Below are 26,756 nucleotides of genomic sequence, written 5' to 3'. Positions count from 1 at the left end.
GATCTGGCGGCGCCGCCGCTGATCCGGCTGCGCGGCATCACCAAGACCTATGGCGAGGGGGCAACCGCCTTCCAGGCGCTGAAGGGCATCGACCTCGACATCCACGCGCGCGACTTCATCGCGGTGATGGGCGCGTCGGGATCGGGCAAATCGACGACGATGAACATACTCGGCTGTCTCGACGTGCCGACCGGGGGCGAGTTCCTGTTCCGCGGCCATCACGTCGAGGCGCTCGACCGCGATCAGCGCGCGCTGTTGCGGCGGAAATATCTCGGCTTCGTGTTCCAGGGGTTCAACCTGCTCGCGCGCACCACCGCGCTGGAGAATGTCGAGCTGCCGCTGCTCTACCGCGGCGACAACAAGCAGGCGCGGCGTGAGGCGTCGATGGCGGCGCTCGCCAAGGTCGGCCTGGAGAAATGGTGGGACCATACGCCCGCCGAACTGTCCGGCGGCCAGCAGCAGCGCGTCGCTATCGCGCGGGCGATCGTCACCCAACCCGACGTGCTGCTCGCCGACGAACCGACCGGCAACCTCGACAGCGAACGGTCGGTGGAGATCATGGAATTGCTGTCCGACCTCAACGCCAACAGCGGCATCACCGTGTTGATGGTGACGCACGAGCCCGACATGGCGGCATTCGCGCACACGGTGGTGCACTTCAAGGATGGCCTGGTCGAACGAATCGAACGCAACCATCACGCCGGGGAGCCGGTGGCGTGAGGGGGGCTATCGCCCGTCATGCCGGACCCGTTCCGGTATCCACCCGTCCACGCACGTTGCGGGCGCGGCGTCTGCGGATCCGTGGATGCCGGAACCAGTCCGGCATGACGATTGGGGGTGAGGCTGGCCTTTACCACTGCCGTCAGCCCCGCGGAGGCGGGGATCCAGGCGCGTTGGCGTCTGCGATGGAGCCGCGACGCCAGCATCTCTGGATTCCCGCCTTCGCGGGAATGACGTGGGATGCGTCTGGCGGCATGCCCTTCGGGACGGCTCAATAAATGCTCGGCACCACGCTCCTCCTCGCCCTGCGCTCGATCGCGCGGCACAAGCTGCGCTCGTTCCTGACCACGCTCGGCATCATCATCGGCGTCGCCGCGGTGGTCACGATGGTGACGCTCGGCCGTGCCACCACCGCGCAGGTGCAGAAGAACATCTCGTCGCTCGGCACCAACATCCTGCAGGTCCGTCCCGGCCAGGGCTTCGGTCGCGGCGGAGGCGGCCCACCGCCGGCGCCGTTCAAGCCGGAGGACGTCACCGCGATTGCGCAGCAGATCGCCGGCGTCTCGGCGGTCGCGCCGCAGGCGCAGGCCAGTGCCACCGCGATCTATGAAGGCGCCAACTGGCAGACGACGATCAACGGCACGACCAACGCCTATTTCCAGGTGCAGGCCTGGCCGCTGACCGCCGGCCGCTACTGGACCGGGCAGGAGGAAAGCGCGGGCAAGGCGGTGTGCATCATCGGCAACACCGTGCGCCAGAATCTGTGGCGCGGCGGCGACGCGGTCGGCACCCGCTTCCGCATCGGCAGCATCAGCTGCGACGTGATCGGCGTGTTGTCGACGCGCGGTCAGGCGGGCTTTGGCGGCGATCAGGACGATGTCGTCATCATGCCGATCAAGGCAGTGCAGCGCCGTTTCACTGGCAATCGCGACATCCGGTTGATGCTGGTCGGCGTCGACCAGGCCTATTCGACCAGCACCGTGCAGGCCGGAATCACCGACCTGCTGCGCGAGCGGCGCAATATCACCGCCGGCAAGGACGACGATTTCAACATCTTCGACACCAAGCAGATCAGCGACACGCTCTCCAGCACGACGACGCTGCTGACCCGGATCGTCACCGCGGTGGCGGCGATCAGCCTGGTGGTCGGTGGCATCGGCATCATGAACATCATGCTGGTGTCGGTGACCGAGCGGACGCGCGAGATCGGCATCCGCCTGGCGATCGGCGCGGTTGCCAGCGAGGTGCTGACCCAGTTCCTGGTCGAGGCGGTGGCCCTGTCGATGCTGGGCGGACTGATCGGGCTGGTCATTGCCCAGGCCGCGGTGGGGCTGTTGTCCTATCTCGGCAGCCTGCCGTTCCTGTTCGTGCCGGAGATCAACGTCATCGCCTTCGCCATCTCGGCGATCATCGGCGTCGTCTTCGGCTATTTCCCGGCGCGGCGCGCGGCGGCGCTCAATCCGATCGACGCGCTGCGGCACGAGTGATCGATCCCCTCCCGCCCGCGGGCGGGGGGCGCTAGCGCCAGCGCGTCCGTGCCTCCGGCGCGTGGACCAGCCGGCGCAGTTCCTCCAGCTCTTCGGGCGTGTCGACGTCGATCAGTTCCGCGGGGACGGTGACGACGTGCTTGCCGGCCAGGATCAGCGCACGCGCACCGGCATCGCCTTCCAGATCGCACAAAGCGTCGAACCGGTCGCGGCCGAAGACGCACGGCGGTTTCGGACTGCGGCCGTCGCTCGACGCGACCACCGCATCGTCGCCATCTGCCGCCTCGAGCAGCGCGTAGATATGGGTCGCCGTCACCCGCGGCATGTCGGCGAGCGCCAGCACGATTGCCCGCGCGCCCACGGCCCGCGCACGCTCGACGCCGAGCCGCACCGAATGCGACAGGCCCTGATCCGGATCCTCGTTGCGGACGACGGAGAAGCCGTGCTGCGCATAATCGCATTCCGCGCCGCCGCACACTGCGACGCGCTCGCGGAACGGCATGTCCTCCAGCGCGACGGCGACATGCAGGCCAAGCGGCCGGCCGAGGAACAATTGGTCGAGCTTGCTGCCGATGTCGCCCATCCGCGACGATCGGCCCGCGGCGAGCAGGACCAGCACGCAATCCTCAGCGCGGATCATGGAAGGCCTTCACCATTGCGGCGGCGATCGACAGCGCGATCTCCGACGGGCCGATCGCGCCGATGTCGAGGCCGACGGGGCCGTCGATCCGATCGATCTGTTCGGCGCTGAGCCCGGCCTGCGCCAGCCGCTCGCGCCGCGCGGCATGGCTGCGCCGGCTGCCGAGCGCGCCGACATAGGGGGCGTCGCTGGCCAACGCGGCGATCAGCGCCGGATCGTCGATCTTGATGTCGTGACTCAACGTCACCACCGCCGTCGACGGGCCGGGATTCAGTGCGGTCACCGCCTCGTCCGGCCAGCGATCGTCCAGCGTCGTGCCGGGGAAGCGCTCCTCGGTCAGGAAACGGGCGCGCGGGTCGATCACCACCGTCTCGATGCCGAGCGTGGTCGACAGCTGCGCCAGCGCCTGGGCGATCTGCACCGCGCCGACGATCAGCAGACGGCGCGGCGGATCGTAGCGATTGATGAAGACCTCGCCTGTCTCCTGCGGGCGCAGGTCGCTGTGACCGGTGGCGAGGTCGGTGATGACGGTCAGCGCCCGTCCGTCGTCGCGCGCCTCGCCGATCCGGTCGAACAATTCGGGGTCGAAGCCCGCCGCCGACACCGGCTGCACCATCACCGCGATCTCGCCGCCGCAGGGCAAGCCGACCTCCCAGGCAGAGGCGTCGGCGACGCCGTATGTTTTGACCTGGAAAGGTGCGCCGGCGATCACTTCGGCCGCGGTCTGCAGGATGTCGCTTTCGACGCAGCCGCCAGATACCGATCCTTCAAACCGGCCATCGGCATGAACCAGCATGTGGCTGCCGCGCGGTCGCGGTGCCGAACCCCAGGTCGACACCACGGTCGCCAGCGCCATTGGCTCCCCCGCCCAGGATCTTGCGGCGGCTATGACGCTGTCGTTCTCGGCCATGTCGTTCTCTCTTCATCCTCCCGGCACGGGGAGGGGACCAGCGAAGCTGGTGGAGGGGGCTATCCACCAACGGTTACGTTTGAGGAAGCCCGCTGCCACCGTCTGCGACGGTCCCGCTCCCCGCAAGCGGGGAGACTATGCTAGACGGCCGGCAAGCCGTCGAGCAGCTTGTCGAGGGTCAGCGGGAAGTCGCGAGCCCGCACGCCGGTGGCATTATAGATAGCGTTCGCCACGGCCGCACCGGCACCGGAAATGCCCAATTCGCCTAGCCCCTTTGCATGCATCGGATTGGCGTGGATGTCGCGCTCCGACAGGAATTCCACGTCGATTTGCGGAATGTCGGCATTCACCGGCACGTGATATTCGGCAAGGTCGCGATTCACCACCTTGCCGTTGCGGGGATCGTGCACCAGCTCCTCCGACAGCGCCGCGCCGATCCCGAACGTCACGCCGCCGAGGATCTGCGACCGCGCGGTCTTGGCGTTGAGGATGCGACCGCCGGCGAAGACGCCGAGCATGCGCTTGATCCGCACCTCGCCGGTCACCGCATTGACCGCAACTTCGCAGAAATGGGCGCCGTAGCTCGACTGCAGCGTCTCCTTCTCCTGCTTGCCGGGGGCGACCTGCCCGGTCGCCTCGATCCCGTCGCCGACCAATTCGGCAAGCGGCACCGAGCGGTTGTCGCCGATCGCGCGGCCGTCCTTCAGCGTCAGCGCATCGGTGGCGACGCCCATCTTTTCGGCGATCTGTCCGCGCAGCGCCTCGCAGGCGAGATAGACGGAGGTCCCGCTCGACCCCGCGCCGAACGATCCGCCCGAACCGGCGGCGGGCGGGAACGCGGTGTCGCCCAGCTTCACCGTCACGTCGGCGATCGGCAGGCCCAGGATCTCGGCGGTGATCTGCGCCAGGATCGTATAGGTGCCGGTGCCGATGTCGGTCATGTCGGTTTCGACCGTGGCATGGCCCTGACCGTCGATCGACACCTTGGCGCTCGACTTCTGCAGCATGTTCGATCGGGCCGAGGCCGCCATGCCCATGCCGTAGAGCCATTCGCCGCGGCGATCGCTCGCCGGCTTCGCCTGCCGCTTGCTCCATCCGAACAGCGCGGCACCGCGGTCCATGCACGGCACCAGTTGCCGGGTGGAGAAGGGGATATGATCGATCGGATGTTCGGTCGGCTCGTTGCGCTTGCGCAGCTCGATCGGGTCGATCCCGACCGCCTCCGCCAGCTCGTCCATCGCGCATTCCAGCGCGATCATGCCGACCGCCTCGCCCGGAGCGCGCATCGACGCCGCGAGCAACCAGTCGAGCCGTACGATGTCGTGCGTGATGGTGATGTTGGGGGCGGCGTAGAGGAACTGAGTCGCCTGACCGCACGGCTCGAAGAAGCCCTCTTCGGGGAGGTTCGAGACGAGGCAATTGTGCCCGAGCATCGACAGCTTGCCGTCAGTATCCGCGCCGAGCCGCACGCGCTGCTCGGTGTTGGAGCGGCGCACTGTCGCGTCGAACACCTGCTGCCGCGCCATGGCGCATTTGACCGGGCGGCCGATCTGCTTCGCCGCCACCGCCGCGGCGACGCTCTCCGGCGCGATGCCCAGCTTGGAGCCGAAGCCGCCGCCGACGAAGCGCGCGACGATCCGCACCTTGTCGGGCTTCATCCCCAAGGCCTTGGCGAGCTGGATGCGGTCGGTCGACAGCATCTGGTAGGCGCCGTAGAGGTGCAGCTCATCGTCCTGCCACAGCGCGATGCTGGCATGCGGCTCCATCGCCGCCGAATTCTGGCTGGGCGTCGTATAGGTCGCGTCGATCTTGATCGCCGCCGCGTCGAATGCGGCGTCGGGATCGCCGGTGCCGGTATAGGGCGGCATCACACCCTCGGGCGGCTTGTCGTGTTCGTCGCGATAGGCGGCGAAGTCGTAACGCCCGTCCTTCTCTTCGTATTCGACGGTGAGCTGCTGCGCGGCATCGCGTGCCGCCTCGTAGCTGTCGGCAACGACGATCGCGATCGGTTCGCCGAAATAGGCAACGTCGTCGACGCCTTGCTGCGGCTTCTTGCGGTCGCCGCCCTGGCCGGGATTGCGAATAAATGTCTTGTAGTCGGTGATGACGTCGATCACGCCCGGCAGGCCGCGCACGGCGTCGGCGTTGATGTCGACGACCTTGCCCGAGCCGACCGTCGCACGGACCAGGAAGCCGTAGGCGAGGTTGGGAATGTCGTATTCCGCCGCATAGGTGGCGCGGCCCGACACCTTCAGCGGGCCGTCGATCCGGTCGATCGGCTTGCCGATCACATCCTGCGCGCCCGTGTCGAGCAGGCTGTCCGGATGCGGCTTGTCCATGGTCAGCGCGTTGGTGTCGCTCTTGCCGAAACCGAACATGTTATTCTCCCGTCAGCTCGCGCAGGGTGGCGATCAGGACCCGGCGCGCGAGCGGGATCTTGAAGTCGTTGCTGCCGTAGCCTTTGGCGTCGGCGAGCAAGGCGTCGGCGGCCGCGGCGAAGGCGGTATCGGACGGCGCCTGGCCGACCAGCGCCGCCTCCACCGCCGGATTGCGCCACGGCATCGGCCCCAGGCCGCCGAAGGCGAGTGACGCGGCTTCGATCTTGCCGTCCGCCACCTTGACCACGCCCGCGACCGAGACGAGCGCGAAGGCGTAGGAGGCGCGGTCGCGGACCTTGCGGTAGACCTGCTTGCCCTCTGGCGGTGCCGGCAATTCGACATGGGTGATCAGCTCGCCCGGCTCCAACACCGTCTCGATGTCCGGGCGGTCGCCCGGCAGGCGGTAGAAGTCATGAATGCTGATCCGTCGCTTGTCGCCGTCCGTCTTGAGCGTGATGATCGTCGCGTCGAGCGCGCGCATTGCCACCGGCATGTCGCCCGGATGCGTCGCGATGCAATGATCCGACGTGCCGAGCACCGCGAGCACGCGGTTGAAGCCGCCGATGGCCGAGCAGCCCGCACCGGGGTTGCGCTTGTTGCAGGGCATCGCAGTGTCGTAGAAATAATAGCAGCGGGTCCGCTGCAGCAAATTGCCGCCCGTGGTCGCCTTGTTGCGCAGCTGGCCGCTGGCACCGGCGAGCAGGGCGCGGCTCAGTACCTCATATTTGGCGATGACGCGCGGATCGGCGGCGAGGTCGCTGTTCGGCACCAGCGCGCCGATGGTCAGCCCGCCGTCCTCGCGCTCTTCGATCTCGCCGAGGGGCAGGCGGCTGATGTCGACCAGTTTGTCCGGCGTCTCGACCTGCAGCTTCATCAAGTCGAGCAAATTGGTGCCGCCGGCGATGAACTTGGCCCCGACATGGTCGATGTCGCGCACCGCGTCGTTGGCGGTCGTCGCCTTTTCGTAGGTGAAGGTCTTCATGCGCCCGCCTCCGCCGGCTCGCGGGGCGTCGGCGCCGTCTTCGCGTCGCCCGACGACGACGCCACCTCGCGGATCGCGTCGACGATATTGGGATAGGCGGCGCATCGGCACAGATTGCCGCTCATCCGCTCGCTTATCTCCTCGTCGCCGAATTCCGGCGCGGTCAGGTCGTCGCTGACGTAGCTCGGCCAGCCCTTCTTCACCTCGTCGAGCATGCCCGCCGCCGAGCAGATCTGCCCGGGGGTGCAATAGCCGCACTGATAGCCGTCGTGACGGACGAAGGCGGATTGCAGCGGGTGGAGCTGATCCGGCGTGCCCAGCCCCTCGATCGTCACGATCTCGTCATCCTGATGCATCACGGCGAGCGACAGGCAGCTGTTCACGCGGCGTCCGTTGACCAGCATGGTGCACGCACCGCACTGGCCGTGGTCGCACCCTTTCTTGCTGCCGGTCAGGCCGAGATGCTCGCGGCACAGGTCGAGCAGGGAAGTGCGGATGTCGACGTCCGCCTGATGGGATTGCCCGTTGATGGTAAAGCGCATGTGGCGGAGCCCCTGGTTGATCCGCAGCTTAACGTCTTGTTTGCTGATCGTTTCCGGATGCGAATCGGTCTCACTGGCCCGTACGGTTGCGGACGGGCACAAGGGCGGCATGACCACACCCCTGTCGCCTCCGATCGTCATCGCGCACCGCGGCGCGAGCGGCTATCGCCCCGAGCATACCCTGGCCGCTTATGAACTGGCGATCGAACAGGGTGCCGACGTGATCGAGCCCGATCTGGTGCCGACCCGGGACGACGTGCTGGTCGCTCGTCACGAGAACGAGATCGGCGGCACCACCGATGTCGCGCAGCACCCCGAATTCGCCAAGCGCCGGACGACGAAGACGATCGACGGGCAGCAGGTGACGGGCTGGTTCACCGAGGATTTCACCCTCGCCGAACTGAAGACGCTCCGCGCGCGCGAGCGCCTGCCCGAGGTGCGGCGTGCCAATGCCGCCTATGACGGCCAATTCGAGGTGCCGACGCTGGCGGAGATCATCGCGCTCGCCAAACGCCGCTCGCGGGACCTGGGGCGGACGATCGCCATTTATCCCGAAACCAAGCATCCGACCTATTTCGCCGGCATCGGCCATCCCACCGACGTCCTGCTGGTCGACCAGCTCAAGGCGGCAGGGTGGAGCAGCGCAGACGCGCCGGTCTTCATCCAGTCATTCGAGGTCGCCAACTTGCGGCGTATCCACGATCTGACCGGTATCCGCCTGATCCAATTGGTCGACGGGGAGGGCGGGCCGGCCGATCGCGCCGCGGCTTCCTATGCCGCGATGCTGACGCCGGCGGGGCTGCGGCAGATCGCGACCTATGCCTGGGGCATAGGGCCGAACAAGGCGCAGCTGTGGCGTGGGGAGCAGCCGTCGACTTTAGTCGCCGATGCCCATGCCGCCGGCTTGCGCGTCCACCCCTGGACCTATCGCGCGGAGAACCAGTTCCTGCGGGCACCCTTTCGTCGTGGCGACGACCCAAGTGCGCAGGGCGACGTGCGGGGCGAAATCCGCGCCGCGCTGAACCAGGGTATCGACGGATTCTTCACCGATTTTCCGCTAGAAGGGGTGGAGGCGCGTAATGCCGCCAGGGAACATCCGTAATGCGTAAGGCCTGTTTGCTTCTTCCCCTGCTCGCCCTCGCCACGAGCGGCTGCGTCAGCACCGCGACCTCGATCGTCAAGGCGCCGTTTCAGGTGGTCGGCAAGGCGGTCGACTGGACCACGACCAGCCAATCGGAGGCCGATCGCAACTACGGCCGGAAGATGCGCAAGCAGGAGGCGAAGGAAGGCCGCGAGCGCAAGAAGGCGGCGGAGCGCTGCCGCAAGCATCCCGACGACCAGGATGCTTGCCAATATTCGGGGTACCGCGCGGGATATTGAGCTCCGCGCAGCGCTTTGCATTCCTTCCCGCAAACGCGGGGGGGGGCGGGGGCTGGCCGCCTGACCTGTCCGCTAGAGCCGATCGACCTTCCGCATGGCAGGCCATGGTTCGTCATCCCCGCGTAGGCGGGGATCCAGAACCCCTGACGTCGCGGCTCTACAAGTAGCCTCCGCGCGTCTGGATTCCCGCCTTCGCGGGAATGACGGCAGGGCGTTTCCAAAGCCTGTGATGCTGAATGTCGATCAATCCTAGCGTTATTTCCCCAACGCCTCGGCAATCGCGATCAGCACCTCTGGATGGATGTGCGCGCCAAGGTGTCCGCTCGACACCTCGACGCAGGTCGCGCTCGGGTCATGACAGATGCGACCGTTGACGATACCGTCGTGGCGGCTCCAGATCGCGGTTGCCGGCACGGGCAGGGGGGCGGCGATCTCCTCGCAACGGGCGACCACTGCCGGATCGTCGAGCCGCTCGCCCGTCGCCCATTCGAAGGCGCGCCAGACGTTGGTCGCCCTGCCGCTGCCCGCATAGGGCGAACTGACGGTGATCACCCGGGACACGAGATCGGGTCGGCGATGCGCGACCAGACGCGCCATCAGCCCACCCAGGCTGACGCCGACCAGCGCGACCGGGCCGGCCTCCGCTGCGAGCGCCTCGACCCGCGCGATCAGCCGGCTGGCATCGCCGTCGGCGCTGCGCGCGCCAAGGTTGCGACCGAGGCCCCAACCCTGCGCCCGGTAACCGAGGCCGCCCAGAAACCGTCGCAGCACGAGGCTAGACCCATCCGAGTCGAACAGGCCGGGCAGCACCATCACGGCACCGCCGCGTCCGGGCGGCACCGCCGCCAAGGCCTCGCGATGCCGCCAGCGCGTCGCCAGCATCCAAGCGACCCTCGGCAACTCCGCGGCGAACAACGATGGCGGCGGCGCGGCCAGGGTCTCGTCCGCCGCATCGTGCCGCGGGCGACGCGCCAGGGCATCGCTCAGCAGACGACGGAATGGCGCTAAGCCGTCGTGGGTGGAAACCAGCCTGTCACGGTGACCGGAAAAGGTGTCCATCGGCCTATCCGCACGCCGGCGTGGCGCAACGCTTCCCCGACCCAGCTGTTGCATGTCCGCAACGCGCTATAGCGGCCCCGCGCCGGATAGAAGGCATCGTTGTTGTCATATCCCTGAAATATACGACCGTCGCGCTTGAAGGTTGCCTGAACGAATGTCGCTAGCCGACGATATTCGTCGGGGCGAAGCATGATCTCCCGCGCACCCTCGATCGGGCCGGGGACGTGCTCGATATGCAACAGTGTCGTGTCGCTGCCGATCGCCGCCGCCATGATCGTGCGAAGCCGGACGTCCGCCCAATGCGGCGTGCCGAGGTAGAAGTCCTTTTCTCCCCAACCGATCGCGAGATGGTCGTACGCGGCGTAGCGCGGGTCACGCAGATCCGCGCCCGGCGCAAAGGGCGCGAGATCCACGCCGGCCGCGCTTTTCGGCAGAACCAGGCCGACGTGGACGCCGTTCGATTCGATCCAAACGGGGATGCCGCGGGCGGCGGGACGCCAGTCCGCATGGACCGGGATGGCACCGCCGATCAGCCCCGCGGCGGCATAGACGCCAAGCGCCAACGCCAACCCCAGCAGGCCTTGGCCGGTGATCCGCATCAACCTCCACGCGTATAGTTTCATCGGATACCTTCTGTTAGGATGACGCATGGCCGACGATACCCACATGCTCGACTCGCCCCCGCCGGGCGCTGCCGCCGACTGGACGATCCCCCAGGATTGGCAGCATTATACGGCCGAGGACCATGCCACCTGGGATACGTTGTTCGCGCGGCAATCCAAGCTGCTTCCCGGCCGCGCGTCGGAGGCCTATCTGCGCGGGCTCGACGTGCTGAAGCTGTCGAAGCCGGGCATTCCCGACTTCGAGGAACTGTCGGAGCGGCTAATGGCACTGACCGGCTGGCAGGTCGTCGCCGTGCCGGGACTGGTGCCCGACGACGTCTTCTTCGACCATATGGCGAACCGCCGTTTCGTTGCCGGCAATTTCATCCGGCGCCCGGACCAGCTCGACTATCTGCAGGAGCCGGACGTCTTTCACGACGTGTTCGGTCATGTGCCGATGCTTGCCGACCCGGTGTTCGCCGACTATCTGGAGGCCTATGGCCGCGGCGGACAGCGCGCGCTCGGGCTCGACGCGCTGAAATATCTCGGCCGCCTGTACTGGTATACCGTCGAGTTCGGGCTGGTGCAGGAAGGGGGCGACCTGCGCATCTACGGCTCGGGCATCGTCTCCAGCTATGCCGAAAGCCGCTTCGCGCTCGACGATCCGAGCCCCAATCGCATCGGCTTCGACATCGCGCGGGTGATGCGGACCGAATATCGCATCGACGATTTCCAGCAGAATTATTTCGTCATCCCCAGCTTCGACGAACTGCTGAGGATCACGGTCGAGACGGACTTTGCCCCGCTGTACGCGCAGCTCAAGGCACAGCCCGACATTCCGGTCGCCGAGATCCTGCCCGACGACAGGGTGATGACCCGCGGCACCCAGGCTTATGCCCTTGCCAAGGCTAACGGTTGACGCGTCGCTAGAAGGTCATAGAGGCGGCGCGAACCGTTCGCGGCCCGGTTCGCCGGCGGATGGCGGACCATAGAGCTCGATTCGCAGGGACCTTGCATGCCGACGACGCTGGTTACCGGAGCTGCCGGCTTCATCGGCATGAGCGTCGCAGCGGCGCTGCTGGCCCGCGGCGATCGGGTGATCGGGATCGATTCGCTCAACGATTACTACGATCCGGCGCTCAAGCACGCACGGCTTGCCCAATTACGGGCGGCATTCGGTGATCGTTTTGCATTCCACCGTCTCGACTTCGCCGATCCCGGCGAGCTGACCGCCGCGCTGAAAGGCCGGGAGTTTGAGCGCATCGTCCATCTCGGTGCGCAGGCCGGTGTGCGCTATTCCGTCGAGCGGCCGGAGGTCTATGGCCAGGCGAACCTCGTCGGCCACCTCAACCTGCTCGAACTGGCCCGCGCACGACGGGTCGAGCATCTGGTCTATGCCTCGTCCTCGTCCATATATGGCGGCAATGCCGCAGTCCCGTTTTGCGTCGAAGATCGTGTCGACCGACCGCTCTCACTCTATGCGGCGACCAAACGCGCCAATGAACTGATGAGCGAGAGCTATGCGCATCTCTTCCGTCTGCCGCAGACGGGGCTGCGCTTCTTCACCGTCTATGGCCCATGGGGCCGGCCCGATATGATGATGTGGATCTTCACCGGCAAGATTCTGCGCGGCGAGCCGATCCCGGTTTTCAACCAGGGGCGGATGGAGCGCGACTTCACCTTCATCGACGATATCGTCGCCGGCGTCCTCGCCGCGCATGACCGGGCACCGGCTGATGACGGCAAGGCCAAGTCCGGCGGCAGCGTTGGCCCGCACGCCCTCTACAATCTCGGCAACCACCGTTGCGAACCGCTGGGCCGCGTCATCGCTCTGCTGGAACAGGCGATCGGTCGGCGTGCGGTTCGGGAAGACCTGCCGATACAGCCCGGCGACGTGGTGCGCACCTTTGCCGATATCGATTCGGCGACCCGTGATTTGGGCTATCGTCCCACGACGACGATCGACGACGGTGTGCCGCGCTTCGTTGCCTGGTTCCGGGAGTGGGCCGACCGCTGACCGTCAGGCCCGCGCGTCGGCGCACAAGGCGTCGACCTCACGATCGACCAGGCTGATCAGCATCGTCGTCAGCGCATCCATATTGTCCGGCCGGTGAAGCAGCTGGAAATACATTAGCCCCAGCGACAGCGACATGATCATGTCCGCGATCAGCTGTCGCCGCTCCGCAAAGGCATCGCCCGGCGCCAGCATCACCAGCGCGGCGTGCAGCTTGCCCTGGAACTCGCCACGCAGTTCGTGAAAGATCGACGCGATCCGATCGTTGCGGGTCGCCTCGGCGACGATTTCGGCGAACAGCCGGTCATCGTCCTCCGGATCCTCCGCGTCGAGGAAGTGGCGCAACCAGGCGCGAACCCCCTCCGAGTCGTCCGACTCGATCGCCTGTCGCAGCTGCCGGTCGAGCATATATTCGCGACAATCGGCGTTGCAGATCGCCGCGACGATATCTTCCTTGGACGCGAAGTCGCGATAGATTTGACCCACCGCAACACCCGATTCCTTGGCGAGCTGGGCCATGCCGGTGGCATGAAAGCCGTGATCCATGAATAACTTGCGCGCAGTTTGGATCACCAACCGGCGGCGCTGTTCGGCCCGGCTCGGGGGCAGGGGGCAACCACCAACGCTATCGTTCATCGTAGTTTATCTTCATCTCGACGCTTGACGCTCCGTCCGTCTTCGCAGTAGCAGCAAAAATGAGAGTGAACGATCACTCACATATTGTCTAGCGGATTACAGCATGATGAATGGCCGACACAGGGTGGTGGCGTTGGCGCTGGTGCTTGCCGGTTGCGGAAGCAATGGCGGCGGTCAACCGGCGCAGCAGCAGCAAGGGCCGGCGGAAGTCGGCTATGTCGAAATGAAGACCCAGCCGGTCTCGGTCACCACCGAGCTGCCCGGGCGCACCGCCGCCTATGAGACATCGGACGTCCGGCCTCAGGTCAATGGCCTGATCCTGGCGCGGCTCTTCACCGAGGGCGACATGGTCCGTGCCGGCCAGCCGCTCTACCGCATCGATTCCTCGCCCTATCAGGCGCAGGTCGCCAATGCGCGCGCCGCACTGGCCCGCGCCCGCGCCGCGATCGCGTCGAGCGAGGCGCTCGCCCGCCGCTATGGCGAACTGGTCAAGATCAACGCGATCGCGCGCCAGGAATATGAGAATGCGCAGACCTCGGCCGCGCAGGCGCGCGCCGACGTCGCCGCGCAGCAGGCCGCGGTGCGCACGGCGCAGATCGACCTCGCGCGGACGACGATCCGCGCGCCGATCACCGGCCGCATCGGTCGCTCGCTGTTCACCACCGGAGCTTTGGTGTCGGCCGCGCAGACGCAGGCGCTGGCGACGATCCAGCGGCTCGACCCGATCTATGTCGACATTCAGCAGTCGAGCGCCGACCTGCTCAAGCTGCGCCAGCAGATCATCGCCGGCCAGGTCGCGCGCGACGGCAATGCGCGGGTCAAGCTGTTGCTCGAGGACGGCACGACCTATCCGATCGAGGGCACGCTGCGCTTCGCGGACGTCACCGTCGATCCGTCGACCGGTTCGCAGACGATTCGGGCGCTGTTCGGCAATCCGCGCGGGCTGTTGCTGCCCGGCATGTTCGTCCGCGCCCAGCTGATCCAGGGTACGCAGGCGGATGCGATCCTCGTCCCGCAACGCGCGGTCAGTCGCGACGAGCGCGGCAAGGCGACGGTGATGGTCATCGGCCAGGGCGGCAAGGTCGAACCTCGCGTGCTCGAAACCAACCGGACGGAGGGCGAGAATTGGGTCGTCACCTCCGGGCTGAAGCCGGGTGACAAGGTCATCGTCGAGGGCGGCATGATGCTGCGGCCGGGCATGCCGGTGAAGGGCCATGTCTGGGATCCCAATGCGAAGCCGGCGGCCGGGCAACCCGGCCAGCCAGCGCAGGCACAGGCGAAGTAAGAATCCATGTCGCGCTATTTCATCGATCGCCCGATCTTTGCCTATGTGCTGGCGATCGTCACGATGCTCGCGGGCATCCTGGCGATCCGCAGCCTGCCGATCGCGCAGTTTCCGGCCATCGCACCGCCCGCGGTGTCGATCACCGCGACCTATCCGGGCGCGGACGCCCAGACGCTCGAAAATACGACGACGCAGATCATCGAGCAGCAGCTGAAGGGCATTGATAACCTTCGCTACTTCTCCTCGTCCTCGTCCTCGGCCGGGCAAGTGACGATCACGTTGACGTTCGAACAGGGCACCGATCCCGACATCGCGCAGGTGCAGGTGCAGAACAAGCTGCAGGCGGCGACGCCGCTGTTGCCGCAGGAAGTCCAGCGCCAGGGGCTGATCGTCGCGAAGGCGACGCAGAACTTCCTGATGTTCGTCGGCCTCTATTCGGCGGACGGCAGCCACAATGGTGCCGACCTGTCGGACTATATCGTGTCCAAGATCCAGGACCCGCTCGCGCGCGTCAACGGCGTCGGCGACACGATCGTGTTCGGCTCGCAATATGCGATGCGCGTCTGGGTCGATCCGCTGAAGCTTAACAACTACGCGCTGACCATGGCGGACGTGACCTCCGCGATCACCGCGCAGAACGCGCAGGTGTCCGCCGGCCAGATCGGTGCGCAGCCGGCGCCCAAGGAGCAGATGCTCAACGCCACCGTGTCGGTCGAGTCGCGACTGACCTCGCCCGAACAATTCGGCGCGATCCGGCTGAAGAGCGGCACCGACGGGGCCGTGGTCCGGCTACGCGATGTCGCGCGGGTGGAGATCGGCGCAGAAAATTACGGCTTTCAGTCGGAATGGAACGGCAAGCCCGCCTCCGGCATCGGCATCAAGCTCGCGCCGGGGGCCAACGCGCTGACCACGGTCACCGCCGTCAAGGAGCGCGTCAACGCCATCGCCAAGCAGTTTCCGTCCGACGTCAAGGTGATCTATCCCTATGACACGTCGCCGTTCGTGCGGCTGTCGGTGGAGCAGGTCGTCCATACTTTGATCGAGGCGGTGATCCTCGTCTTCCTCGTCATGTTCCTGTTCCTGCAGAACTGGCGCGCGACGCTGATCCCGACGATCGCAGTGCCGGTGGTGCTGCTCGGCACCTTCGGCATCCTCGCCGCGGCGGGCTATTCGATCAACACGCTGACCCTGTTCGGCATGGTGCTGGCCATCGGCCTGCTGGTCGACGACGCGATCGTCGTCGTCGAGAACGTCGAACGCCTGATCACCACCGAGCATCTGTCGCCCAAGGAGGCGGCGCGGAAGTCGATGGACGAGATCACCGGCGCGCTGATCGGCATCGCGCTGGTGCTGTCGGCGGTGTTCCTGCCGATGGCGTTCTTCGGCGGCTCGACCGGCGTCATCTATCGCCAGTTCTCGATCACGATCGTCTCGGCGATGGTGCTGTCGATCGCGGTCGCGCTGATCCTGACGCCGGCGCTATGCGCTACGATCCTGAAGCCGCACGAGGCCAATAAGGTCGAAGGCAACGGCATTTTCGCCCGCTTCTTCCGTTGGTTCAACGACAAGTTCGAGCGGGGCCAGGTCCGCTACGAGCATGGCGTGGTGCGGACGGCACGCAGCTGGAAGCGCTCGATGCTGGTCTATCTGCTGCTCGTGCTGGGCATGGGCTTCCTGTTCATGCGCCTGCCGACGGGCTTCCTGCCCGACGAGGATCAGGGGATCATGATCGCACTGGTGCAGGGACCGCCGGGCGCCACCACCGCCCGTACCCAAAAGGGCCTCGACACGATCCGCGATCACTTCCTGCAAAAGGAAGGCGGAAACGTCCAGGGTGTCTTCACCGTCAACGGCTTCAGCTTCGCCGGCCAGGGCCAGAACAGCGGCATCGCCTTTATCCCGCTCAAGCAGTGGGATGAACGCAAGGGCGCGGCCAACAAGGCGCAGGCGATCGCCGGCCGGGCGATGGGAGCCTTGTCGCAGTTCAAGGACGCGATGATCTTCGCGGTCATCCCGCCCGCCGTGCAGGAGCTCGGCAATGCCACCGGCTTCGACCTGCAACTGGTCGATGAATCCGGTATCGGCCATGAAAAGCTGCTTGCCGCGCGCAACATGATGTTGGGCATGGCGATGCAGGACAAGTCGCTGGTCGGCGTGCGTCCCAACGCCCTTGACGACGCGCCGCAGCTCAAGATCGACGTCGATCAGGACAAGGCGCGTGCGCTCGGCCTCGACCTGTCGACGGTCAACAGCACGATCTCGACCGCTTGGGGCGGCAGCTACGTCAACGACTTCATCGATCGTGGCCGCGTCAAGCGCGTCTACATCCAGGCCGATGAACCCTACCGCCAGAAGCCCGAGGACGTCGGCAATTTCTACGTCCGCGGCGACAGCGGCCAGATGGCGCCTTTCACCGCTTTCTCGACCCTGTCGTGGAAGCAGGCGCCGGCGCAGCTGACCCGGTACAACGGTCTGCCGTCGATGGAACTGCTCGGCGCTCCCGCGCCCGGTGTCTCGTCCGGTGCGGCGATGAAGGCGATGGAGGCGATCCACGCCAAACTGCCGCCGGGCACGGCGCTGGAATGGACCGGCCTCAGCTACGAGGAACGTCTGTCGGGCGGCCAGGCGCCGGCACTGTACGGCCTGTCGCTGCTGATCGTCTTCCTCTGCCTCGCCGCGCTGTATGAAAGCTGGTCGGTGCCGATCTCGGTGATGCTGGTGGTGCCGCTTGGCGTGCTCGGCGCGGTGCTCGCCGCGACGCTGACCGGGCTCAACAACGACATCTACCTCCAGGTCGGTCTGATCACCACGATCGGCGTGTCGGCGAAGAACGCGATCCTGATCGTCGAATTCGCCGAGGAGAAGATGCGCGACGGGCTGAAGCCGTTCGACGCGGCGGTTGCGGCGGCGAAGCTGCGCCTCCGGCCGATCCTGATGACCAGCCTCGCCTTTGTCTTCGGCGTGTTGCCGCTGGCGATCTCGACTGGGGCGGGCGCGGGCGGCCAGAATGCGATCGGCCGTGCCGTGGTCGGCGGCATGCTGTCGGCGACGATCCTCGCGATCTTCTTCGTGCCGATGTTCTTCGTCGTAGTCCTGCGCCTGTTCGGTCAGGGCGGCCACGCCGAGCCGGCGGCCCATGACGATCCCCACGGCGCGCCGCCGCACGACGGCGGTGCTCATGACGAACCGCAGGGCCGTCCGGCCCCGCAGGGAGCGTAAGTTCGATGACCCGTAAGTCCCTCATCGTGGCGCTGGTGGCGAGCGCGTCGCTCGCCGGCTGCAACATGGCGCCGAAATACGTCCGCCCGGCGGGCGCGGTGCCGGCGACGCTGCCGCAGGGCGGCGTCTATCCCGCCGCCGCGACCGACGCCCCCGACGTGACCAAGATCGGCTGGCGCAGCTTCTTCACCGATCCGAAGCTGCAACAGGTGATCGCGCTCGGCCTCGACAACAACCGCGACCTGCGCGTCGCGGCGGCGAACGTGTTGCAGGCTCGTGCCCAATATCGCGTCCAGCGCGCCGATCTGGTGCCGAGCACGACGATCAGCGGCTCTGGCACCTATACCAACAATCTGTTCGGCGCGGCGAGCACCACAGGTGCCGCGAGCGGATCGGGCACCGGTGGCACTGGCACGGGCGGCACCGGCACCGGCGGAACCACGGGTGGTACGACCGGTGGTACCGGTACGGGGGTCGGCGGCAGCGTCGGAAGCAGCTCCTCGTCCAATCTCCAATTCTATTCGGTCAATGCCGGTTTCTCGGCGTTCGAACTCGATCTGTTCGGCCGAGTCCGCAACCTCAGCCGCGCCGCGCTGGAACAATATTTCGCCAGCGAAGAGGCGCAGCGCTCGACGCGGATCAGCCTGATCGCGGAAATCGCCACCGCCTGGCTGACGCTCGCGTCGGATCAGGACCAGCTGCGCATCTCGCAGGATTCGCTGAAGACGTTCCAGCAGACGCTCGAACTGACCCAGGCGCAGTTCCGCATCGGCGTCGCTTCCGAGCTGGAGGCGCGGCAGGCGGAAACCAATTATCAGGCCGCGCGCAACGACATCGCGGCGCTGAAGACACGCGTCGCGCAGGATCAGAATGCGCTCAACCTGCTTGTCGGCACCACGGTAACCGCCGATCTGCTGCCCGCCAGCCTAGGGAATGGTGACGCAACCATCCCGACGTTGCCGGCCGGCGTGTCATCGGAGGTCTTGCTGCGCCGGCCGGACGTGTTGCAGGCGGAGCATCAACTGATCGCGCAGAACGCCAATATCGGTGCGGCGCGTGCCGCGTTGTTCCCGCGTATCTCGCTGACCGCGACGCTCGGCACGATCAGCACCGCGCTGAGCGGCCTGTTCGGTGGGGGCAGCTTCACCTACACCGGCACGCCGTCGATCGGCGTGCCGCTGTTCGACGGCGGGCGCCTGCGCGGCAATCTCGATTATGCCAAGGCCTCGCAGCAGGCGGCGGTCGCCACCTATGAGAAGACGGTGCAGACCGCCTTCCGCGAGGTCGCCGATGCGCTGGCGCAGCGAGGCACGATTGACGAGCAGGTTTCGGCGCAAACCGCACGCGCCAACGCAGCCGCGGTCGCCGCGCGTCTCTCCGACGCGCGCTATCGGGCGGGCGTGGAAAGCTTCCTCAACACGCTCGACACCCAGCGCACGTCCTACACGGCGCAGCAGCAGCTCGTCACCACCCGGCTGGCGCGGGGCAGCAACCTGATCGAACTGTACCGGTCGCTCGGCGGCGGGCTGCAGTAATCGCAGACACGTCGGGTGGTGCGCCCACCCGACGCGGCCGGGTCGCAGCAAGAGAGAGGATCGGCCACGGGCCGATCGTCGCCGACCTCGTATTGGCGACGCTTGAAAAGCTCGCGGCGATCCGGCCTACTCCGCCGTGATGGGGGTTGAGAAACACGGCTCGAATCGTCTGTTCGATCACGATCGGCGGCTGCTCGGTCGCGCGGTCGCCACGAATTTGCGCGGCTGGCACGATCGGCTGATCGCTGCGGTGATGCTGGTGTTCGTGTTGGCGCTGGCCCGCCATGCGCTGCTCGACCAGCCGGCCGAACGGGCAAGGTGGATCGCTATCGGAGCCGCCGGTGCGGCGGCATGGGGCATGGAGCGCCTCGTCGCGGAGCGCTTGCGCTTCCACGACGCCGATGGCGTGCTGGCGGCCCTATCTCTCGATCGAATAGGTCGCGTTCATTACCGTCTTCGCTGCTACGGCGTCGCGCTACTGACGATCGTACTGGCGATGCTGGTCATCCGGTCGGACCTCGTGATGACCGCGGCGCCCGCCTATCTGGGGTTTGCGGCGGCCGGTGTGGCCGTGGCGAGATATCGAGTCCGGCCATGGCATGGGGGCGGCATGACTCCGCGGCAGGCTTTCGCCTCGCTCTCGCGGCGGCCCCTTGCCGGACTGGCTGCCGCGACGCTCCTGCTCGTCGTCCTGCTGGTGGTCCGTCCCGCCGATGCGGGCGCGCAACTTGTCGAAACCGGTGTCGTCACGCTGGGGCTGGCGGCGTCGCTTACGGCCATCGATCCGGCCGTCGTGCGATACATGGCGATGGCGGGTCACGGCCTAGGTACCGTGCTGCGGCGGCAGCTCCCCGCGGCTTTGGTCTTCCTGTGTCTCTCGCCCTTGGCTGCGGGGTTGGCCATAGGGCTGAGCGCGGGAATCGTGGCGGCGCTGACCGCGTCGGTGCTGTTGCTGATCCTGACGCTGCGTATCCAGGCCTATCGGCTCTACCGCCGGCGGCAGGCGGATATGCTCGTCGCCGTCCTGATCGGCGTCGTCGCTCTGGTCGCGGTGATGGTCCCGTTCGCCGCGCCGGTGGTCGCGCTGATCAGCCTCTGGCGGATGTCGCGAGGCGCCGCACGCCAGCTTTGGATGATCCCATGATCGCGATTCACCTCGCCGAGGCGATCGTCGCACGGGAGGGGCAGAGGGTCGTCCACGGCATCGACCTGTCGGTCGCCCCAGGAACATGGTTCGGCATCGTTGGCGCGAACGGTTCGGGCAAGACGAGCCTGCTGCGCGCGGTGAGCGGTCGCTTGCCGTTTGTGGGCGGCACCTGCCGGATCGACGGGCGCGATCTTACCGACGATCGCGCCGCCCGCGCACGTGCCATCGGCTTCGCCCCGCCGGCGGACCGCCTGCCCGATCTGCTGCGGGGCCGGGAGCTGCTCGATTACGCTCGCGGCGACGCGCCGCTCGATGCGGCGCGCCTGGCGGATCTGTGGGCGGCGCTCGGGATTCCGGCACTGCTCGATCGCTGGATCGGGGAATGTTCGGCGGGGATGCGTCAGCGTCTGGCTATCGCCGCCGCCTTCGCGGGAGGGCATCGCTGCATCGTCCTCGACGAACCGTTCAACTGGCTCGATCCAGTCGCCGCCTATGACGTTCGGCAGGTGCTGCGCCGCATGGCCGACGACGGGCTGACGCTCGTCACCGCGCTGCATGATTTGGGCACGCTGGCGGGGGCGTGTGACGCGGGTCTGATGCTTGCGAACGGGCGTGTCGCAGCGGTGCTGGATCGCGCCGCTTTATGCCAAGCCGCGGACGACCCCCGGCAGTTCGAACGCGAGATGATCGATCGCCTCCGGCGCGGGGGATGATGCCGTTGTTTCAGGCCGCCATGCGCGCGACGAAGCGGATCGGTGCCAGCGCGTGCAGGAATTGCGTGGCACTGGCGGTCCAGCTGAACCCCTTGGCATAATCCGCACAGACGGTGCGGTCCCTCGCCAGCGCCGCCGCGATCCCCAGGTCGAGCGACGGATCGATCGCCCCCACGTCCGCCGACAGCACGTCCACCGGACCCGGTGCGCGCAAGGCCGCGACGGGCGTGCCGCAGGCGAGCGCCTCGACCATCACCAGTCCAAAGGTGTCGGTGCGACTGGGGAAGACGAAGACGTCGGCGCTGCGATAGGCGGCCGCCAGCGCCTCGCCGTAAAGGGCGCCGCGGAAATGCGCCTGCGGGTAACGCGCTGCCAGGGCATCGCGCGCCGGGCCGTCGCCGACCACGACCTTGCTGCCCGGTTGCTTCGTGGCAAGGAACGCCTCGACGTTCTTTTCTACGGCGACCCGGCCAACGTAGAGCTGGATCGGCCCCGGCAGGGTCGCCATGACCGGATCGCGCGGCCCGTCCGGCGTGAACAGCGTCAGGTCGACCCCGCGGCCCCAGCGCCGCAAATGGGTCAGGCCATGGTCGCGCAACACGTCGTCGACCGACGCCGTCGATGTCAGAATGGCCTCCGCCGGCCGATGAAACCAGCAGATGTAGCGCCAGAACCATTCCGCACTGACGCCGGTGCGTGCTGCCAGATAGTCCGGGAATTGCGTGTGATAGGCGGTGGTGAAGCGCAATCCGCGCGCCAGGCACCAGCGCCGCGCCGCCAGGCCCAGCGGCCCTTCCGTCGAGATATGGATCGCGTCGGGGTCGAAGGCGCGGATCAGCCGCCCGACGCCGCTGCGCCCGGTCAGCGCCAGCCGTATTTCCGGATAGGTCGGGCACGGCAGGGTGGTGAACCGGTCGGGCGAGACGACCATCACCTCATGCCCCATCGCTTCGAGTTCGCGTCGCGTCGCCCCCAGCGTACGGACGACGCCGTTCACCTGCGGCTGCCAGGCGTCGGTGATCAGTGCGATGCGCATCGGGAGTTCAGGCGGCGAGGGTGACGCTGCGGGCGGCGGCGCGATCTGCCGCGGTACGTGCCTCGATCTCGTCCGCCCAGTGCAGCACTTCCATCGTACCGTCGAAATGCTCGACCAGTGCGGTGCAGCCTTCGACCCAGTCGCCATCGTTATAATAGGCGACATCGCCGATCTGGCGGATCTCGGCGGTATGGATATGCCCGCATACCACGCCGTCGACCCCCCGCGAGCCGGCGGCATGCGCGACGACCTCTTCGAACTTGGAGATGAAGGCGACGGCGTTCTTGACCTTCGCCTTGGCATGTTTCGACAGCGACCAATAGGGTCGGCCGAGCTTGCGCCGCACCACGTTGGTCCAGCGGTTCAGCGTCATTAACGCGGTATAGGCGCTGTCGCCGAGCAGCGCGATCCAGCGATGGCCAAGCGTGATCGCATCGAATTCGTCACCATGCAGCACCAGCAGGCGGCGGCCATCGGCGGTGCGATGGATCGCCTTGCGGCGGATCGCGACGCCGCCGAAGTTCATGCCGGCGAACTGGCGGAACATCTCGTCGTGATTGCCGGGGATGTAGGTGACCTGCGTGCCGCGCTTGGCCCGCTTGAGCAGCCGCCCGACCACGTCATTGTGGGCCGCCGGCCAGTAGAAGCGCTTCTTCAGCTGCCAGCCGTCGACGATGTCACCGACCAGGTAGAGGATGTCGCTGTCGACATGATCGAGGAAGTCGATCAGCATGTCCGCATTGCAGCCGCGGGTGCCGAGATGGACGTCGCTGATCCAGATCGTGCGGTAGCGGCGGCGCTGGATCGCGGGCTTGTCCGGGGTGCGATTCGGCGCGGCTGGGCGGCCCTGGGTCGCGAAGGCCAGGATGGCGGCCCCAAGCTGATCCTGATCCTGATCGAAGGCGGTGGCGGGACGATCGTCGAACATGGCGTCGGTCATGGCGGAACCCCTCGGGGGCCCTCTTCCCCCGTCCGATTCCCATGCACGTCCAGTATGACGCTGCCGTCTCGTTCCGGTTACGGCTTTGTTGCGGCCGGGCCGTCCGCCCTATCCGGCGTAGAGGCGGATTCCGGTCAGCAGCGCCCAGTAGAGCAGGCCCGCCAGCAGCATCGCAACGGGCAAGGTCAGGAACCATGCCATCGCCATGTTGCGCACGGTGCGCCACTGCAGTCCGGCGCCATTGCCGACCGACGCACCCGCGACGCCGGACGACAGCACATGCGTCGTCGACACTGGCATGCCGAGCCGGTCGGCGAGCAGGATCGTGCTCGCCGCCATCAATTCCGCCGACGCGCCCATGCCATAGGTAAGGTGGCTCTTGCCGATACGTTCGCCGACGGTGACGACGATCCGCTTCCATCCGACCATCGTGCCAAGCCCGAGCGCGATCGCGAGCGTCACCTTGACCCACAGGGGGATGTAGCGCGTGCCCTGTTCCAGGCTGCCGCCATAACCCTTGATCTGTTCGAGTTCGCGTGCGGAGAAGCGCGCCTTGGCGCCCTCGTCGGCGACGATCTGCTTGCTGGCGTCGAGCACCAGATACATGTCGGCGCGCAGGTTCGGCGTCGCCGCCGCCGGCACGTTGCTCAGCGCGCCGTAATTGCCGATCCGCTTGCCCACGTCGGCGGAGAGTGCGGCGAGGGCGCCGTAGATGTCGGGATTGTCGACGTGACGGGTCGACAAGCCCTTGGTGATCGTCGCGCGCGCCGCGTCGATCGACGCGGGCCGGGCATCGCCGTGTGCGGCGAACGTCGCCTCCGCCGCGCGCGCCTGCGCGACATAAGCGGGGGTGGCGCTCGACGGTACGGTGCGGTTGAGCGCATAGGCGGTGGGGGCGCAGCCGATCAGGATCAGCATGATCAGGCCCATGCCCTTCTGTCCGTCGTTGCTGCCGTGCGCGAAGCTGACCGCGGTGCAGGTGAAAACGAGCAGGCCACGGATGCCTTTGGGCGGCGGCGCGTCGGCGGGCGGCTCGCGATACAGCTTGGGGTCGCGGAAGAAGCGCTTCATCACCAGGATCAGCACCAGTGCGCCGGCGAAGCCGACCAGCGGGCTGACCAGCAGCGTGATCAGCACCTTTTCCGCCTGGTGCCAATCGACCCCCGACGTGCCGCCGATCCCCTGCGACAGCAGCTGGTTGGCGAGGCCGACACCCAGGATCGATCCGATCAGTGCGTGGCTCGACGAATTGGGCAGGCCGACCGCCCAGGTCGCGAGGTTCCAGATCACCGCAGCGAGCAGCAATGCAAAGATCATCGCGAAGCCGCCGGCGGATCCGACGTGCAGGATCAGATCGACCGGCAGCAGCGTGACGATCGAATAGGCGACCGCCCCCGACGAGGTGACGACGCCCAGGAAGTTGAAGAACCCTGACCACACCACCGCGATCGGCGCGGGCAGGGAATGCGTATAGATCACCGTCGCCACCGCATTGGCGGTGTCGTGGAAGCCGTTGACGAATTCGAAGCCCAAAGCGATCAGCAGCGCCAGGCCCAGGAACAGGAAGACGCCGGTCGCCAGTTGCTCGCCGACCTGTGCGGTGTCGCTGATGACGCTGAAACCGGCATAACCGAGCGCGCCGACCAGCACCGCAAGGAAGATCCAGCGTCCGGCGGGATGCAACTGCGCATCGAGATGCGGACCGCGTGAGGATGAGGATCCTTCGTGCGGGGCGGAAGCGACGGTAGCCATGGCGTGCCGGTGCACCCTCGATGTGACGAGTTCGTGACAGACCTGTGACGGCCTATCCCATCGTCGCGCCCAACGCACGCCATTGATCCAGGTTGCAGCGGCGATGCTCCCGGTCGAAGCGGCAGAAGCGAAAGCGCCCCCAAATTTACGGTCATTCCGGCGCAGGCGGGAATCCAGATGCGCAGGCGCCAACGATGGAGCCGCACCGTCGGCGTCTTTGGATCCCCGCCTGCGCGGGGATGACGCAGCAGGCGCGCCGGAGGGCGCGCGACAAACCCCTACATATACCGCTTCAACCGCACCCCCAGCCGGCTTACCCTCACCGAAAACGATCCAAGGAGAGGCGCCCATGGCCTATGGCGATTACCAGAATTTGATCTACGGCGCGGGCCTACAAGGCATCCAGCCGCGCTGGCCCGTCGACTTCGCGACGCTGGAGGCGCGCGCCGCCGCGGCGATGGAGCCCAGCGTGCTCGGCTATGTGCAGGGCGGCTGCGGCGACGAGACCACCCAGCGGCGCAACGCAGAGGCCTTCGCGCATTGGGGCATGGTGCCGCGGATGCTGGTCGATTGCAGCACGCGCGACCTGTCGGTCGAGCTGTTCGGCCTGACGCTGCCAAGCCCTTTGTTCATGGCGCCGATCGGCGTCACCGGTATGTGTACGCAGGACGGGCACGGTGATCTCGCCGCCGCGCGCGCGGCGGCCGCCACTGGCGTGCCGCTCTGCGCCTCGACCCTGTCGAACGATCCGCTGGAAGCGGTGGCGGGCGCGATGGGCCAGACGCCCGGCTTCTTCCAGCTTTATACGCCGCGCGATCCGGAACTCGCCGCCAGCCTCGTCTCGCGCGCGGAAGGAGCGGGTTACAAGGCGATCGTCGTGACGCTCGACACTTGGGTCACCGGCTGGCGACCACGCGACCTCAACGTCGCCAATTTCCCTCAGCTTCGCGGCCACGTACTGACCAATTATTTCAGCGATCCCGTCTTCCAGCGCTTACTTGGCAAGCCGCCCGCGCACGCGCCTTCGGAGGCCGTCGGGCTGTGGACACGCCTCTTCGGTAAGGTACTGACCTGGGACGATCTCGGCTGGTTGCGGTCGCTGACCAGCCTGCCGATCGTGCTCAAGGGCATCTGTCACCCCGACGACGCGCGCCGCGCCGCCGATGTCGGGATCGACGCGATCTACTGCTCGAACCACGGCGGCCGCCAGGCGAATGGCGGGATCGCCGCGATCGACCTGCTGCCGGATGTCGTCGCGGCAGCTGGCGACCTACCGGTGCTGTTCGACTCGGGTGTGCGTTCGGGCACCGACGTCATCAAGGCCATCGCGCTCGGTGCGCGCATGGTCGGGGTGGGGCGTCCGTACAGCTACGGCCTCGCACTCGGCGGTGTGGACGGTGCCGCGCACGTCCTGCGCTGCCTGCTGGCGGAGGCGGACCTGCTGATGGCGGTCAACGGCTACCCGACATTGGCCGCGGTGCGCGAGGCCGGCGCGCAGCGGGTATAGAGCCCCCAAATCCTCCCCTGCAAGGGGAAGGGGATTAGCGTGGCGGGTGGAGGGGGGTGTCCCTACTCGAGCAGGGGCGTGGCAATGTCGCGACAGGCAATACTTCCTCAGCCGGGCTGTGACCTGCAACCTCCCTTGCAGGGGAGGACGAAGATCCTGTCCTACAAGCTTCGGCACGCGTATATCGTTCGCGATCTGTGCTCTGGTCGGAACGATGGGCGGGGACTCGTTCCATCTATGCTCTTTCTCATCGCGCAATAACCGAAAAGCCG

Annotated in this window: 23 protein-coding genes; 12 read left to right on the top strand and 11 right to left on the bottom strand. The window is 67.0% G+C overall.

What is annotated here, in order from left to right; all coding sequences use genetic code 11:
• Window positions 1-3: 3 nt before the first annotated feature.
• Both ACU5AX_RS05385 and ACU5AX_RS05380 read left to right on the top strand, forming a co-directional pair.
• On the top strand, window positions 4-720 hold the full coding sequence (locus ACU5AX_RS05385) for an ABC transporter ATP-binding protein (protein WP_198353346.1): 717 nt from the start codon (window positions 4-6) through the stop codon (window positions 718-720).
• 278 nt (window positions 721-998) lie between these two features.
• Window positions 999-2,207 carry an ABC transporter permease gene (locus tag ACU5AX_RS05380; protein WP_198352401.1) on the top strand — a complete coding sequence of 403 codons (1,209 nt, stop codon included), beginning with the start codon at window positions 999-1,001 and terminating at the stop codon, window positions 2,205-2,207.
• Window positions 2,208-2,238: 31 nt separating this feature from the next.
• Here the strand turns inward: ACU5AX_RS05380 and ACU5AX_RS05375 are convergent, their stop codons facing one another.
• From ACU5AX_RS05375 to ACU5AX_RS05355, 5 genes are all read right to left on the bottom strand, one after another.
• On the bottom strand, window positions 2,239-2,847 hold the full coding sequence (locus ACU5AX_RS05375; protein ID WP_446689941.1) for a nucleotidyltransferase family protein: 609 nt from the start codon (window positions 2,845-2,847) through the stop codon (window positions 2,239-2,241).
• A complete protein-coding gene (locus ACU5AX_RS05370) occupies window positions 2,834-3,757 on the bottom strand; it encodes an XdhC family protein (RefSeq protein ID WP_446689940.1) in 924 nt (307 codons plus the stop codon). The genes ACU5AX_RS05375 and ACU5AX_RS05370 overlap by 14 nt, the downstream gene beginning before the upstream one ends.
• A 140-nt stretch (window positions 3,758-3,897) precedes the next feature.
• A complete protein-coding gene (locus ACU5AX_RS05365) occupies window positions 3,898-6,135 on the bottom strand; it encodes a xanthine dehydrogenase family protein molybdopterin-binding subunit (RefSeq protein WP_446689939.1) in 2,238 nt (745 codons plus the stop codon).
• 1 nt (window position 6,136) lies between these two features.
• Complete coding sequence (locus ACU5AX_RS05360; RefSeq protein WP_446689938.1) at window positions 6,137-7,117, bottom strand: FAD binding domain-containing protein; 981 nt, start codon at window positions 7,115-7,117, stop codon at window positions 6,137-6,139.
• The gene (locus ACU5AX_RS05355; protein WP_198352406.1) at window positions 7,114-7,659 is read right to left on the bottom strand and encodes a 2Fe-2S iron-sulfur cluster-binding protein; all 546 of its coding nucleotides are present in this window, start codon (window positions 7,657-7,659) and stop codon (window positions 7,114-7,116) included. The genes ACU5AX_RS05360 and ACU5AX_RS05355 overlap by 4 nt, the downstream gene beginning before the upstream one ends.
• A gap of 109 nt (window positions 7,660-7,768) precedes the next feature.
• Between ACU5AX_RS05355 and ACU5AX_RS05350 the strand changes: the two genes are divergently transcribed.
• A complete protein-coding gene (locus ACU5AX_RS05350; protein WP_446689937.1) occupies window positions 7,769-8,761 on the top strand; it encodes a glycerophosphodiester phosphodiesterase in 993 nt (330 codons plus the stop codon).
• A complete protein-coding gene (locus ACU5AX_RS05345) occupies window positions 8,761-9,039 on the top strand; it encodes a hypothetical protein (protein ID WP_198352408.1) in 279 nt (92 codons plus the stop codon). Before ACU5AX_RS05350 ends, ACU5AX_RS05345 begins: the two co-directional genes overlap by 1 nt.
• Before the next feature lie 255 nt (window positions 9,040-9,294).
• On the opposite strand, the gene ACU5AX_RS05340 is transcribed toward ACU5AX_RS05345, so the two are convergent.
• Both ACU5AX_RS05340 and ACU5AX_RS05335 read right to left on the bottom strand, forming a co-directional pair.
• Window positions 9,295-9,921, bottom strand: a complete 627-nt coding sequence (locus tag ACU5AX_RS05340; RefSeq protein ID WP_198353347.1) for an alpha/beta fold hydrolase — start codon at window positions 9,919-9,921, stop codon at window positions 9,295-9,297.
• A gap of 122 nt (window positions 9,922-10,043) precedes the next feature.
• Entirely contained in the window at window positions 10,044-10,697 is a 654-nt protein-coding gene (locus tag ACU5AX_RS05335; RefSeq protein WP_446690472.1) for a TIGR02117 family protein, read from the bottom strand.
• 49 nt (window positions 10,698-10,746) lie between these two features.
• On the opposite strand from ACU5AX_RS05335, the gene phhA reads away from it, so the two are divergent.
• Both phhA and ACU5AX_RS05325 read left to right on the top strand, forming a co-directional pair.
• Entirely contained in the window at window positions 10,747-11,619 is an 873-nt protein-coding gene (gene phhA, locus ACU5AX_RS05330) for a phenylalanine 4-monooxygenase (protein WP_446689936.1), read from the top strand.
• Between the two features lie 96 nt (window positions 11,620-11,715).
• Window positions 11,716-12,717, top strand: coding sequence for an NAD-dependent epimerase/dehydratase family protein (locus tag ACU5AX_RS05325; RefSeq protein ID WP_446689935.1), 1,002 nt, complete (start codon window positions 11,716-11,718; stop codon window positions 12,715-12,717).
• Window positions 12,718-12,720: 3 nt separating this feature from the next.
• On the opposite strand, the gene ACU5AX_RS05320 is transcribed toward ACU5AX_RS05325, so the two are convergent.
• Entirely contained in the window at window positions 12,721-13,287 is a 567-nt protein-coding gene (locus tag ACU5AX_RS05320; RefSeq protein ID WP_446690471.1) for a TetR/AcrR family transcriptional regulator, read from the bottom strand.
• A gap of 169 nt (window positions 13,288-13,456) precedes the next feature.
• Between ACU5AX_RS05320 and ACU5AX_RS05315 the strand changes: the two genes are divergently transcribed.
• From ACU5AX_RS05315 to ACU5AX_RS05295, 5 genes are all read left to right on the top strand, one after another.
• A complete protein-coding gene (locus ACU5AX_RS05315; protein ID WP_443024711.1) occupies window positions 13,457-14,635 on the top strand; it encodes an efflux RND transporter periplasmic adaptor subunit in 1,179 nt (392 codons plus the stop codon).
• Window positions 14,636-14,641: 6 nt separating this feature from the next.
• Complete coding sequence (locus ACU5AX_RS05310; RefSeq protein WP_446689934.1) at window positions 14,642-17,854, top strand: efflux RND transporter permease subunit; 3,213 nt, start codon at window positions 14,642-14,644, stop codon at window positions 17,852-17,854.
• 5 nt (window positions 17,855-17,859) lie between these two features.
• Window positions 17,860-19,389 carry an efflux transporter outer membrane subunit gene (locus ACU5AX_RS05305; RefSeq protein WP_446689933.1) on the top strand — a complete coding sequence of 510 codons (1,530 nt, stop codon included), beginning with the start codon at window positions 17,860-17,862 and terminating at the stop codon, window positions 19,387-19,389.
• Window positions 19,390-19,642: 253 nt separating this feature from the next.
• Window positions 19,643-20,533: a hypothetical protein gene (locus tag ACU5AX_RS05300; RefSeq protein WP_446689932.1), complete on the top strand. Its 891-nt coding sequence runs from the start codon at window positions 19,643-19,645 to the stop codon at window positions 20,531-20,533.
• Window positions 20,530-21,249, top strand: a complete 720-nt coding sequence (locus ACU5AX_RS05295) for an ATP-binding cassette domain-containing protein (RefSeq protein ID WP_446689931.1) — start codon at window positions 20,530-20,532, stop codon at window positions 21,247-21,249. Before ACU5AX_RS05300 ends, ACU5AX_RS05295 begins: the two co-directional genes overlap by 4 nt.
• 10 nt (window positions 21,250-21,259) lie before the next feature.
• Here ACU5AX_RS05295 and ACU5AX_RS05290 read toward each other — a convergent pair whose 3' ends face one another.
• The 3 genes from ACU5AX_RS05290 to ACU5AX_RS05280 form a co-directional block, all read right to left on the bottom strand.
• Window positions 21,260-22,285: a glycosyltransferase family 4 protein gene (locus tag ACU5AX_RS05290; RefSeq protein ID WP_446689930.1), complete on the bottom strand. Its 1,026-nt coding sequence runs from the start codon at window positions 22,283-22,285 to the stop codon at window positions 21,260-21,262.
• A 7-nt stretch (window positions 22,286-22,292) separates the two neighbouring features.
• The gene (locus ACU5AX_RS05285; protein WP_446690470.1) at window positions 22,293-23,213 is read right to left on the bottom strand and encodes a UDP-2,3-diacylglucosamine diphosphatase; all 921 of its coding nucleotides are present in this window, start codon (window positions 23,211-23,213) and stop codon (window positions 22,293-22,295) included.
• 120 nt (window positions 23,214-23,333) lie between these two features.
• Entirely contained in the window at window positions 23,334-24,977 is a 1,644-nt protein-coding gene (locus tag ACU5AX_RS05280) for an inorganic phosphate transporter (protein ID WP_446689929.1), read from the bottom strand.
• Window positions 24,978-25,326: 349 nt separating this feature from the next.
• Between ACU5AX_RS05280 and ACU5AX_RS05275 the strand changes: the two genes are divergently transcribed.
• Window positions 25,327-26,484, top strand: a complete 1,158-nt coding sequence (locus ACU5AX_RS05275; protein ID WP_446689928.1) for an alpha-hydroxy-acid oxidizing protein — start codon at window positions 25,327-25,329, stop codon at window positions 26,482-26,484.
• Window positions 26,485-26,756 lie beyond the last annotated feature (272 nt).

This window comes from Sphingomonas benefaciens, from assembly GCF_052907485.1.
This window is presented reverse-complemented; position numbering and strand designations above follow the sequence as displayed.